This window comes from Pseudomonas sp. FG47, assembly GCF_057809115.1.
In genome coordinates, this window is record NZ_JBMDJI010000010.1 from 57,551 (window position 1) to 70,189 (window position 12,639).

The window sequence follows — 12,639 nt, forward strand, 5'->3', positions numbered from 1 at the left end:
CCGTGATGCTTTTGTGCTGGTTATCGGTTGTCCAGGAAGCGCATGACGGCGTCAGCGACCTGGCTGGTTGAGGCGGGGTTCTGCCCGGTAATCAGGCTGCCATCCTCCACCACAAAGGGTGCCCAGGGGTCATCGGCCTTGCTGTACTCACCGCCGCGGGCAATGAGCTCGTTTTCGGTCAGAAACGGCACCACCTTATCCAGCTCGGCCAGTTTCTCTTCAGTGTTGGAGAAGCCGGTTACCTTGCGCCCCTTGAGCAGTAGGCTGTTGTCGCTGAGCTTGATGTTGAGCAGCCCGGCCACGCCATGGCACACCGCCGCCACCGCGCCGCCCCGTTCATGGATACGCCGCGCCAGGTCCTGCAAGGGTTGGTTGTCGGGGAAGTCCCACATCACCCCATGCCCGCCGGTGTAGTAGATCGCACTGTAGTGCTCGGCCTTGGCCTGGCCTGGGTTCAGGGTGGCACCCAGGCGGTTCATGAAGGCCCTGTCGTTGTACCACTGCCAGTCCAGCTCCGGCGCCATCTGCAAACTGTGCGGGTCGATCGGCACGTAGCCACCGGCCGGGCTGACATAGTCGACGCTATAGCCGGCTTGCTGCACCTTGTCGACGAAGTGCACGGCTTCACCCAGCCACAGCCCTGTGGCGCGCTTCAATTCTGGATATTTGGCGGTGTTGGTCAGCACGACCAGGATCTTCTTGTTCATGTGTGCATACCCGTCGAACCCATGGGAAACGGATGGCCAAGCCAGCGAGAGCCTATAGAGCATAGCCGTGCTGCGGCGAGTGTTGTGCTAGTCTGCTGCAAAACAATTGCACCCCAGGGAAAGACCATGGACCAGGCAACTTGTGCCTTCATGCAGGCCGCTATCGACGAGGCCCGCAAAGGGTTGGAAGAGGGCGGTATACCGATCGGATCGGTGCTGGTGCACGATGGCAAGATCATCGGTCGCGGACACAATCGACGAGTACAGCAAGGCAGCGCCATCCTGCATGGTGAAATGGATGCCCTGGAAAATGCCGGGCGCCAGCCCGCAAGCGTCTACCAGCAGGCCACGCTGTATACCACCCTGTCGCCCTGCGCCATGTGCAGCGGGGCCATCCTCTTGTACGGCATCAAGCAGGTGGTTATCGGCGAGCATGACACCTTCATGGGTGAAGAGCAGTTGCTGAGCGGCCGTGGGGTGACGCTCGAGATACGCCATGACCAGACCTGCAAGACGCTGATGCGCGAGTTCATCGCCAGCAAGCCTGAGCTTTGGGACGAAGACATTGGCCGCTGAGCAGGACCCATTTGCCGAGCCAGTCATCCAATTGCGGCGCTCTGCGGCGACGGTGGCCGGGCCGAACGAAGTAGTCACCGGTTTCGACTGGGGCACTACCCCCCTAGGGCCCCTGGTACTGTGGCCTGCGGCCTTGCGTATCGCCGTCGACATGCTGTTGTTGTCGCCGTTTCCCTGCGCGTTGATATGGGGGCCGGAGCTGACCTTGGTTCACAACCAGGGTTACAAGCTACTGCTGGGCGAAGTCGCGGACATTCAGGGCCAGCGCTTCGATCAGCTGTGGGCGCATGCCTGGGAGAGCCTGGGTCCATCGGTGTTCATGGCCCTCGAAGGGCGCGGCAGCCTGCTGGCGGATGCGCCGTTGCCGATCGAGCGCCAAGGCGGCGCGGCAACGGTCTGGGTCACGGGTAGTTTTTCACCTTTGCATGATGACCGCCAAGAGATAGCCGGATTCCTGCATACCTTGATCGAGACCACCGCCAGTGTCGAAACGACCCGGCAGTGGCGGGAACTGGCGCAGTCCTTCGAGGCCCGGCTGGCGCATCACCTGGCCAACCCCACGCCAACTTGGCCTTGGTCTGGCGACTTGATGCTGTTGCTCGATGCCGACTTCAGGATCCGCATGGCCAATCCGGCTTGGCAGCGTTTGTTGGGTTGGTCCGAGGACGAGTCGCGGGTGTTCGGGTTGCCGGAGCTGTTCCACCCCGCTGATCGTACTGAGGCCATGCTCGGGCTGAGCGCACTGCGCCAGGGCGCCGAAATGGACCACTTCGATGGCCGGGTGCGTCATCGCGACGGTCATTACCTGTGGTTTCGCTGGCGGGGTGCCTGCGACCAAGGTTTGCCCGCCCTGGTCGGGCGCAACCTCACCGAAGAGCGGCAATCCGTGCAACGCCTGGCCCAGGCCACGGTGCTCGACAGCCAGCGGATGGAGCCGCTGGTCAAGGTGGCCGCAGGCATGGGCCACGAGATGAACAACGTGCTTTCCGGGGTCAGCAGTAGCCTCGAGCTGCTGGACCGGCGTCTGGCCCAGGGCCGCTCGGAGAACCTGGACGCTTACGTGGCAATGGCCCGCGAGGCTGCCGAGCGGGCCATAGGCCTGACCCGCAACCTGTTGGCATTTGCCCGCAGCCAGCCGCTTTGCCCCAGGGCACTGGACATCAAGCGCGTGCTAGGTTCGATGGAACCATTGTTGCAACAGACGCTGGGTAGCGGCATACAACTGCGCTGGCAAGTGGACATGGCCCCCTGGACACTGAAACTTGATCCGGACCTGTTTCGCAACGCGTTGCTGCACCTTTGCAGTAACGCCCATGACGCCTGCCTCGGCCAGGGTAACGTGACGATCCGCATCGCCAATGAGCGGGTCGAGCAGGGCAATACCGGCCACGCCGAGTTGCTGGCAGGCGATTACGTCATGCTGCAGATCGAGGACGATGGGCAGGGCATGTCGGCGCAAGACGTGCAGCGTGCGTTCGACCCCTTCTTTACCAGTAAATCCCTCGGACAAGGGGCCGGCCTGGGTTTACCGATGGTTCATGGTTTTGTGCGTCAGTCGGGAGGGCAGGTCTGGCTTGACTCGAAGCTTGAGCAAGGTACGCGGGTCGTCCTGATGCTCCCGCGTTGTCTCGACAGCGTGCCCGAGCCGGAACTGCCCATAGATGCCCAGGTCACGGGCGCGCGGCTGCTGCTGGTGGATGACGAAGCCGGCCTGCGGCGGGTGATGACGGAAATACTGACCGATCGAGGCTTCGAGGTTTGCAGCGTTGCTGACGCCAACAGCGCCTTGGCTGAGTATCGACACCATGGCCCGTTCGACCTGGTGGTGACCGACATTGGATTACCGGGCGGTTTCAGCGGCCGGCAAGTCGCCAAGGCCTTGCGCTTGACGGATGCGGATCAGAAAATCCTGTTCATCACTGGTTTCAATGACGATCCAGTAGAACAGGCACTGCTCGATGAGCCAGGTATCGATCTATTGCTCAAGCCCTTTTCGCTGGCGACATTGGTTGAGCGGGTTCAGCGCTTGCTGCAGGCGTGAGCGTCTGTTCTGTCAAAGCCCTTGTTGCAGGTAAGGATCATCGGGGTTCTGGCGCTCCAGCTCGGCGAGCAGTACCTGAACATTCTGCAATTGCCCGGTTTCTTTCCAGTATTGGATCAGTAGCACCCGTGCCCGCCTATTGGCGGGCTCGCGGCTGAGCACTGTCTCCAGTTGCTTCTGCGCGGCATCCACTTGTTCGAGCTGGTGCAGGGTGGTGGCGAGGGTGTAGCGGTATTCGTTGTTCTCCGGCTCCAGCTCCACGGCGCGCGCGAGGGCCAGCAGGGCGTATTCCTGTTGCTGGTGGCGGCTTAACCACAACCCCAGTTCATATTGCAGGAACGCCGAATCCGGGCGCAGGGCCAAGGCCTTGGCCAGTACCGCGCGCGAAGCGTCGTGCTGCCCCTGGCGCTCCAACAGGCGCACCTGGGTGGCCAGGGCAGCGAGATTGTCGGGTGCCACCGCAAGACTGCGTTCCAGGGCCCGGGCAGCGGCATCGAACGCTTGCTCGTGCATGTACAGCCTGGCCAGGTGCACCTGCGCCGCGGCGTCATCGGGTTGTTGCTCCAAGGTTTGCTCGTATTGCTCCAGGTTGTCCTGCAAGGGCCCGAAGTACAGGCCGATGGCATCGGGATCGAGGCCGAGCAGGGCGTCCACTACGGCGAAGCGCACGCTTTGGTCGTCGTCTTCGAGCAAGGGACCGATCACCAGGCTTCGCTGGACGGCCGGCAACAGGCGACGGACGGCGGCGATTGCGGCGCGGCGCACCATAGGCTCATCGTGCTCGAGGTCCTGCTTGGCCAGTTTCAAGGCTTGTGGCGAGGGATAGTTGGGTAGCTCGGCGTACAGGGCGGCGCGGCGGATCGGCGCCAGGTCATCGCGCTGTAGCTGTTGGTACAACACTCGCGCGGCACCTGGCTGGCCATCATGGGCCTGGCGCAGGGCCTTGGCATAGCTGTGCGGGGGCAGGTTGGGCACGCTGGGTTGCGGGTCGCGCCACAGGTAGCCGAGCACGACGGGCACCAGTACCGCGAACAGCAGGGCGAGCAGGTAGCGGTGGCGTCTGGGCATCGTGCGCGGTGGTCCTTGGCGGGGGAAGGCAGAGCTTGGGGCAGAATGGCCTGTGCTGCAAGCGACACGCTAGCTGCCAGGCGCCACGGCGGCAGGCATCGGCCACACCGGTATCTCGGGGCAAGTCCGCTCCGACGTCCTGGCAGGTACTGGTTCATCCAAAAAAAGCCCCGCGGGCCAAGGCCAGCGGGGCAAACGGTTGGGGGAGGAACCAACCAAAGGAGTCTTTACATCACAAGCTAATCACTGCGTGGTGGCGACCACCTCCGGCTGCCAGCCGCCGCCGAGGGCCTTGTAGATCGCCACGATGCCGCTGTACAACTCGACCTCGCCCTGGGCCTGGGCGTCTTCGGCGCTCAGGCGCTCGCGTTCGGCGTCGAGCAGCACCAGGTAGTCCACCGTGCCTTCGCGGTAGCGCACCGAGGCCAGGTCCGCCGCCTTGCGGCTGGCGTCGCTCTGGCGCATCAGCGCCAGCAGGCGCTGCTGGCGCTTGCCGTAGTCGCTGAAGGCGTTGGAAGACTCTTCCAGGGCCAGCAGCACTTGCTGTTCGTAGTTGGCCAACGCCCCTTCGGCATCGGCCTTGGCGCCGCGCAGGCGGGCGCGCACGCTGCCCAGGTCGAAGGCCGCCCAGGTGATGCTCGGGCCCAGCGCCCAGGCATTGGCTGCCGAGGAGCCGATCTGCGAACCGCGGGCGGCGGTGAAACCGAGGAAACCACTGAGGCTGACCCGTGGGAACAGGTCGGCGGTGGCCACCCCAACCTTGGCCGTGGCCGCGGCCAGCTGGCGCTCGGCGCTGCGGATGTCCGGACGGCGGCGCAGCAACTCGCCGGGATCGCCCACCGGCAAGGCCTTGGCGATCGCCGGCAGGGCCTTGGGCGAGAGATCCACGGTCATGGCGTCAGGGCGCTGGCCGAGCAGGGTGGCGATGCGGTTCTTGGCCCGTACCTGTTCGGCCTGCAATTGCGGCACGCTGGCTTCGACACCCGCCAGGCGGGCGTCGGCGCGGACCACGTCGAGCTCGTTGCCGACCCCGGTGTCGCGCAGGGTCACGGTGATGTCCCGAGACTGCTGCTGAGTCTTGAGGTTGGCCAGGGCGATCTGCTCGCGCAGCTGCGCACCGCGCAATTGACCGTAGGCATCGACCAGCTCGGCGATCAGGCTTACCTGCAGCTGTTGCAGGTCGGCCTCGGCGGCTGCCTCCTGGGCTTCGCTGGCTTCGATCTGGCGCTGGATGCGGCCGAACAGGTCAAGCTCCCAGGCCATGTCCAGGCCCAGGTCATAACGCTCGCTGTTGACCCGGCGCTCGATCTGGCCGGGCACCTGGCCCTTGCCCAGGTCGCTGCTGGCGCGGCTGGTGACCACGGGGAGCTGGTCGTTGGACACGTCCTCGCGAATTGACCGCGCCGCTTTAAGGCGGGCAAAGGCCACGCGCAGGTCGCGGTTGCCGTCCAGCGATCCCTGTACCAGCTGGTTCAGCACCGGGTCGTCGAACTGTTTCCACCACAGGCTCTCGAAGCGGCTGCGGTCATAGGCTTTGGCTGCAAGGCCGGCGTCCAGCTTGGCCGGTTCGGTCCGCGGGGCCTGGTAGTCCGGGCCCACCGCGCAGGCCGCCAAGGCCAGTGCCAGCAGGCTCGGGGTCAGGGGTTTGAGCAACTTCATGCATGGTTCTCCAGTGCCACGACGTGTTCGGCCTTGCGGGCCTGGCGACGCTCGACGAAACGGCGGATCAGGAAGAAGAACACCGGGGTCAGGAACAGGCCGAACACGGTCACCCCGATCATCCCCGAGAACACCGCCACACCCATGGCGTGACGCATCTCGGCACCGGCGCCAGAGGAGAACACTAGCGGCACCACACCCATGATGAAGGCGATCGAGGTCATCAGGATCGGCCGCAGGCGCAGGCGGCAGGCTTCCAGTACCGCGGCCAGCGGGTCGAGGCCCTTGGCTTGTTCATCCTTGGCGAACTCGACGATCAGGATCGCGTTCTTGCACGCCAGGCCCACCAGTACGATCAGGCCGATCTGGGTGAAGATGTTGTTGTCGCCACCGGAGATGATCACCCCGGTGATGGCCGACAGCAGGGTCATCGGCACGATCAGGATCACCGCCAGCGGCAGGCTCCAGCTTTCGTACTGGGCGGCCAGCACCAGGAAGGCCAGCAGCACGCACAGCGGGAACACGAACAGTGCGGTATTGCCCGAAAGGATCTGCTGGTAGGTCAGGTCGGTCCACTCGAAGGTCATGCCGTTGGGCAGTTCCTCTTTCAGCAGTTTCTCTATGGCCGCCTCGGCCTGGCCGGAGCTGTAGCCGGGGGCTGCGGCGCCGTTGATTTCAGCGGTGATGAAGCCGTTGTAGTGCATCACGCGGTCAGGCCCCGAGGTGTCGCTGACCTTGAGGAAGGTCGCCAGCGGGATCATCTCGCCCAGGTTGTTGCGCACCTTCAGCTGGCCGATCTGTTCGGCATCGAGGCGGAACTGCTGCTCGGCCTGGACGTTGACCTGGTAGGTACGGCCAAAGCGGTTGAAGTCGTTGGTGTACAGCGAGCCCAGGTAGACCTGCAGGGTGTCGAAGATATCGTTGATCGCCACGCCGTGGGTCTTGGCCTTTTCCCGGTCGATGGCAGCATCGACCTGGGGCACGTTGACCTGGTAGCTGGTGAACAGACCGGCCAGCTCCGGCACGTTGTGGCTCTTGGCGATGATGTTCTGGGTTTCCTTGTACAGCGCCTCGTAACCCAGGTTGCCACGGTCCTCGATCTGCAGGCGGAAGCCGCCGATGGTGCCCAGCCCTTGGACCGGCGGTGGTGGGAAGATCGCGATGTAGGCGTCCTGAATGTCGGCGAACTGCGCGTTCAGCGCGGCGGCGATGGCACCGGCCGACTGGCTGGGGTCCTTGCGCTGGTCGAACGGCTTGAGCGGGGTGAACACGATGCCGCTGTTCGGGCTGTTGGTGAAACCGTTGATCGACAGGCCCGGGAAGGCCACCGAGTCGGCCACGCCCGGTTGTTTCAGGGCAATTTCGCTCATGCGCTTGATCACTGCCTCGGTACGGTCGAGGCTGGCGGCGTCAGGCAGTTGGGCGAAGGCCACCAGGTACTGCTTGTCCTGGGCCGGAACGAAGCCGGTCGGGGTGGACGAGAAGCCCAGGTAGGTCAGGCCCATCAGGCCGGCATAGACGAACAGGGCGATGCCGCTGGAGCGGATGACCCGGCGCACGCCGCCGACGTAGCGATGGCTGGCGCGGTCGAAGAAGCGGTTGAATGGCGCGAACAGCCAGTTGCCCAACAGCTTTTCCAGGATCCGCGAGAAACGGTCCTTGGGTGCGTGATGGTCCTTGAGCAGCACCGCGGCCAGAGCCGGCGACAGGGTCAGCGAGTTGAACGCCGAGATCACGGTGGAGATGGCGATGGTCAGGGCGAACTGCTTGTAGAACTGGCCGGTCAGGCCAGAGATGAATGCCGCCGGCACGAATACCGCGCACAGCACCAGGGCGGTGGCGATGATCGGCCCGGTCACCTCGCTCATGGCTTTTTGCGTGGCCTCGAGCGGCTTCAGGCCCAGGCCGATGTTGCGTTCGACGTTCTCCACCACGACGATGGCGTCGTCGACCACGATACCGATGGCCAGCACCAGGCCGAACAGCGACAGCGCGTTGAGCGAGAAGCCGAACAGGTGCATGACCGCGAAGGTGCCGATCAGCGACACCGGCACCGCCATCAGCGGGATGATCGAGGCGCGCCAGGTCTGCAGGAACAGGATCACCACCAGCACCACCAGGATCAACGCTTCGAACAGCGTGTGCACCACTGCCTCGATGGAGCCGCGGACGAACACGGTCGGGTCATAGACGATGCTGTAGTCCATGCCTTCGGGGAAGTCCTTCTTCAGTTCGGCCATTTTCGCCCGGACCTGGTCGGAGATCTCGATGGCGTTCGAACCTGGACGCTGGAAGATCGGCAGGGCTACCGCCGGCTGGTTGTTCAGCAGCGAGCGCAGGGCGTACTGGCTGGAGCCGAGCTCTACCCGGGCGATGTCCTTCAGGCGGGTGATCTCGCCGTCGGCACCGGCGCGGATGATGATGTTCTCGAACTCTTCCTCGTTGACCAGGCGGCCCTGGGTGTTGATCGACAGCTGGAAGCTGGTCGAGCCCGGGGCGGGCGGGGCGCCCAGCTGGCCGGCGGCGACCTGGCGGTTCTGCTCGCGGATCGCTGCCACTACGTCGCTGGCGGTGAGGTTGCGCGAGGCGGTCTTGTTCGGGTCGAGCCACACCCGCAGCGAGTAGTCGCCCATGCCGAACAGTTGCACATCGCCCACGCCGCCCAGGCGCGCCAGCTCGTCCTTGATGTTGAGAATGGCGTAGTTGGACAGGTAGAGCATGTCGTAGCGGTTATCCGGCGACGTCAGGTGCACGACCATGGTCAGGTCGGGCGAGGCCTTGTCGACGGTGATGCCGATGCGCGTCACTTCTTCGGGCAGCTTGGGCTGGGTGCGGGTCACGCGGTTCTGTACCTGCACCTGAGCGTTGTCCAGGTCGGTGCCCAGGGCGAAGGTGATGGTCAGGGTCAGCTTGCCGTCGGCGGTGGACTGCGAGGACATGTACAGCATGTTCTCGACACCAGTGATGGCCTGTTCAAGCGGCGCGGCGACGGTTTCGCCGATCACCTTGGGGTTGGCGCCGGGGAAGTTGGCGCGCACCACCACGGTGGGCGGCACCACTTCGGGGTATTCGCTGATCGGCAGCTGGAACAGCGAGATCGAACCCGCGATCAGCAGCACCAGCGACAGCACCGCGGCGAAGATCGGCCGGGTAATGAAGAATTTCGAAAAGTTCATCGGTGTGGTCCCTTAACCGCGCGGCGCTTGGGCGCTGGCGACTTTTACATTGGCCCCGGCCACTTTCGGCGTCGGGTTGCTGGCCTCCAGGGCCTGGCGCTGCTGGGCGAGGGCGGCGAGGGTCTGCTCGCTGGCCATTGGCGTTTCCTCCGGGGTGACCGGCGAGCCAGGGCGCACGCGTTGCAGGCCCTTGACCACGATGCGGTCGTCCTTGGCCAGGCCGCTGCGCACGATACGCAGGCCTTCGAGCTTGGGGCCCAGTTCCACGGCGCGGTAGGCGGCCTTGTTGTCCTTGTCCATGACCAGCACGAACTTCTTGCCAAGGTCGGTGCCGACCGCTTCGTCGTTGATCAGCACGGCGTCGTACTGGGCGCTGCCGACCAGCTTCAGGCGCGCATACAGGCCGGGGGTGAACTGGCCGTCGCGGTTGTCGAACACGGCGCGGCCACGGATGGTGCCGGTGCGCGGGTTGACCTGGTTGTCGACGAAGTTCATCTGGCCCAGGTGCGGGTTGCCGGTTTCGCTGGTCAGCCCCAGGTACACCGGGGTGCTCTGGCCGCGCTGGCCTTCGCGGGCCAGCTGGGTGTACTTGAGGTACACACGCTCGTCGGCGTCGAAGTAGGCGTAGACCTTGTCGGTGGAGACCACGCTGGTCAACGGGGTGACGTCGGCGGTGACGATGTTGCCGGCGGTGAACTGGGCACGGCTGACACGGCCGCTGATCGGCGCGCTGACCCGGGTGAAGCTCAGGTTCAAGCGAGCCAGGTCCAGTTGTGCCTGGATCGCATCGACCCCCGCGCGGGCTTCGGCGGCGCTGCTGCTGCGCGATTCGGCCAGTTCCGCGGAAATCGCATTGCTGTCACGCAGGCGCTCGCCACGGCGGGCCTCGTTGGCGCTGCGAATGGCGGTGGCCTTGGCTTGTTGCAGTTGGGCTTCGAGGCGGCGTACTTCGGCTTGGAACGGACGTGGGTCGATCTGGAACAGCAGGTCGCCTTTCTTTACCTGGGCACCCTCGGTGAAAGCCACCAGGTCGATCTGGCCGGACACGCGTGGGCGTATCTCTACGGTTTCCGGTGCTTCGAGGCGGCCGGTGAACTCGTCCCATTCATTGATCGGCTGTTCGATGACCTTGGCAACGCTGACTTTGGGCGCAGCGGGAGCCTGCACGGCGTCGGGTGTGCGGCCACAAGCGCTGAGCACCACCACTGCCAGGGCAGCGAGGGGAAAGCGCAAGGGTTTGAGTGAGTGGTCCATGGAGAACTCCGCCAAAGTATTAGTAGTGGGCGGAGTTTGAGTGTCTTGCGCGTGACGCACGAATCGAATGCAGCGAAGGTTATTATCACGGGCAATGATATGTCGGGTGCGATCATCGATCGTTACGCATGATTCCAGCACGGCTCCCACAGGGGGCGGTGTGGTACGGCAGTCAGCGTGGCCCGCCGGATGCCTTTTCGCGCAACGCCTTGGCCACCTGCGCCTCGATCTCGTAGGCCGGCCCTTCCAGCGCCTGATAGTCGCGGGTGTAGCGCCTGGCGAACTCCTCCACTCCCAGCTCCTGATACTGCTGCACGTGCTTGAGCTCATGGGCCCACAATGCCACGTTGTCCTCGGCATCGCCGGGGCGGCGGAAGATGACCGTGTCGATCAGGGTCACGGCGTTGACGTCCGGGTTCTGCAGTAGAGCGTTGGCGGCGCTGATCTGCTGTTCGCTACCGACCCGGTAACGTGCCGCGTCGAGCACGGCGAAGTCGTACCAGGGTTCGAGCTGGGCGCGGATATGCAGGGGAATCGGCTGCGTGCCGTTGGCGGTGGCTTCGTCGCGTGCCTGGCGCAGGGCGAACACCAGGCTGCCGCTGGCCATGCGCTCGACATCCTGCAGCACCTGGCCTCCTTGGTTGGGGTCGATGGGCGCGCAGAAGCACACCACCAGGCAGACCTGGTACTGCCCGGTCGGGCAGCTGTCTTGGGCGAGGGCGGGCAAGGCCAGCAGCAAGCCCAGCAGCGTGCTAGCGAACTTCATCGAAAACCCGCTCGACCAGCTTGCGGCTGGCGTCCAGCACCTGTGCCTGCACCGGTTCGCTGGCCAGCATGCGACCCACCACCAGCGCGCCGACACACTGGCTGAGCAAGGCCCAGGCCAGCTCCGGGTCGTCGAGCGTCTCGCCCCACGCCTGGTGCAGTGCCACCAGCCAGTGCTCGGCCTGCTCGCGCACCGGTTGCTCGGCGCGGGCGATCTCCACCCCCAGTGGCGGCAGCGGGCAGCCGCCTTCGGCGTTGTGCAGGTGGGCCAGGCTCAGGTACTGCTCGAGCAGGCGCTTGAGGCGCGCGCGGTCGACGCCATGCTCGGCCTGCCGGCCCAGGGGGCTGTTGCTCAGTTCGCGACGGACGATTTCGCTGAACAGGTCGTCCTTGGACGGGAAGTGGTTGTAGAAGGCCCCGCCGGTCAGGCCGATGGCCTTCATCAGCCCGGCCACGCCGGTGGCGGCGAAACCGCCGCGCTTGGCCAGCGCGCCGCTGCTGATCAGCAGTTTTTCGCGAGTCTGTTGTTTATGGTCGGTGGCGTAGCGCATGCGCGAAACCTCGTGGCGCGGGCTTGACGATGAGGGGATCGTAGCATAGCGTTCGTTTACTAAACGATCATTTACCAATGGGGAGATCCATGGCAGAACAACAAAAGGTCGTGCTGGTGATTGGTGCGGGCGACGCTACCGGTGGCGAGATCGCCAAGCGTTTTGCCCGTGAGGGCTACATCGCGTGTGTGACCCGGCGCCAGGCCGAGAAGCTGCAACCTTTGCTCGACCAGATCCGTGCCGAAGGCGGGCAGGCCCATGGCTTTGGCTCTGATGCACGCAAGGAAGAGGAGGTGGCCGAACTGGTGGAAACCATCGAGCGTGACATCGGCCCGATCGAGGCCCTTGTCTTCAACATTGGCGCCAATGTGCCCTGCAGCATCCTTGAGGAAACCCCGCGCAAGTACTTCAAGATCTGGGAGATGGCCTGCTTCGCCGGCTTTCTCACCGCCCAGGCGGTGGCCCGGCGCATGGTCACCCGCGAGCGCGGCACCATTCTGTTCACCGGCGCCACCGCCGGCACCCGTGGCGCGTCAGGGTTCGCGGCCTTCGCCGGGGCCAAGCACGGCCTGCGCGCCTTGGCCCAGAGCATGGCGCGGGAACTGGGGCCACGTAACATCCATGTCGCCCATGTGGTGGTCGATGGCGCCATCGACACCGCGTTCATCCGCGACAGCTTTCCTGAACGCTATGCGCTCAAGGACCAGGACGGCATCCTCGATCCTGCGCATATCGCCGACAGCTACTGGTTCCTGCACGCCCAGCCACGGGATGCCTGGACCTTCGAACTTGACCTGCGCCCGTGGCTGGAGCGCTGGTAAGCCCCCTCATACAAGGATCGA

Annotated in this window: 10 protein-coding genes; 3 read left to right on the plus strand and 7 right to left on the minus strand. The window is 64.7% G+C overall.

Annotated features, from left to right (window positions below):
* Positions 1-20 precede the first annotated feature (20 nt).
* Entirely contained in the window at positions 21-707 is a 687-nt protein-coding gene (locus ACODS5_RS10720) for a type 1 glutamine amidotransferase domain-containing protein (RefSeq protein ID WP_489108635.1), read from the minus strand.
* Between the two features lie 126 nt (positions 708-833).
* Between ACODS5_RS10720 and ACODS5_RS10725 the strand changes: the two genes are divergently transcribed.
* Positions 834-1,283 (plus strand): nucleoside deaminase, encoded by a 450-nt coding sequence (locus ACODS5_RS10725; RefSeq protein WP_134691999.1) that lies wholly within the window; start codon positions 834-836, stop codon positions 1,281-1,283.
* The gene (locus ACODS5_RS10730) at positions 1,273-3,324 is read left to right on the plus strand and encodes a hybrid sensor histidine kinase/response regulator (RefSeq protein ID WP_489108636.1); all 2,052 of its coding nucleotides are present in this window, start codon (positions 1,273-1,275) and stop codon (positions 3,322-3,324) included. Before ACODS5_RS10725 ends, ACODS5_RS10730 begins: the two co-directional genes overlap by 11 nt.
* Positions 3,325-3,336: 12 nt before the next feature.
* Here the strand turns inward: ACODS5_RS10730 and ACODS5_RS10735 are convergent, their stop codons facing one another.
* The 6 genes from ACODS5_RS10735 to ACODS5_RS10760 form a co-directional block, all read right to left on the minus strand.
* Positions 3,337-4,392, minus strand: coding sequence for a tetratricopeptide repeat protein (locus tag ACODS5_RS10735; protein WP_134692000.1), 1,056 nt, complete (start codon positions 4,390-4,392; stop codon positions 3,337-3,339).
* Between the two features lie 243 nt (positions 4,393-4,635).
* On the minus strand, positions 4,636-6,051 hold the full coding sequence (locus tag ACODS5_RS10740; RefSeq protein ID WP_489108637.1) for an efflux transporter outer membrane subunit: 1,416 nt from the start codon (positions 6,049-6,051) through the stop codon (positions 4,636-4,638).
* Positions 6,048-9,227 (minus strand): efflux RND transporter permease subunit, encoded by a 3,180-nt coding sequence (locus tag ACODS5_RS10745; RefSeq protein ID WP_489108638.1) that lies wholly within the window; start codon positions 9,225-9,227, stop codon positions 6,048-6,050. Before ACODS5_RS10745 ends, ACODS5_RS10740 begins: the two co-directional genes overlap by 4 nt.
* A 12-nt stretch (positions 9,228-9,239) precedes the next feature.
* The gene (gene mexE, locus ACODS5_RS10750) at positions 9,240-10,481 is read right to left on the minus strand and encodes a multidrug efflux RND transporter periplasmic adaptor subunit MexE (RefSeq protein WP_134692003.1); all 1,242 of its coding nucleotides are present in this window, start codon (positions 10,479-10,481) and stop codon (positions 9,240-9,242) included.
* 172 nt (positions 10,482-10,653) lie between these two features.
* Positions 10,654-11,247 carry an eCIS core domain-containing protein gene (locus ACODS5_RS10755; protein ID WP_489108639.1) on the minus strand — a complete coding sequence of 198 codons (594 nt, stop codon included), beginning with the start codon at positions 11,245-11,247 and terminating at the stop codon, positions 10,654-10,656.
* A complete protein-coding gene (locus tag ACODS5_RS10760; protein WP_489108640.1) occupies positions 11,234-11,797 on the minus strand; it encodes a TetR/AcrR family transcriptional regulator in 564 nt (187 codons plus the stop codon). The genes ACODS5_RS10755 and ACODS5_RS10760 overlap by 14 nt, the downstream gene beginning before the upstream one ends.
* Positions 11,798-11,886: 89 nt before the next feature.
* On the opposite strand from ACODS5_RS10760, the gene ACODS5_RS10765 reads away from it, so the two are divergent.
* Positions 11,887-12,618 (plus strand): SDR family oxidoreductase, encoded by a 732-nt coding sequence (locus ACODS5_RS10765; RefSeq protein WP_489108641.1) that lies wholly within the window; start codon positions 11,887-11,889, stop codon positions 12,616-12,618.
* Positions 12,619-12,639 lie beyond the last annotated feature (21 nt).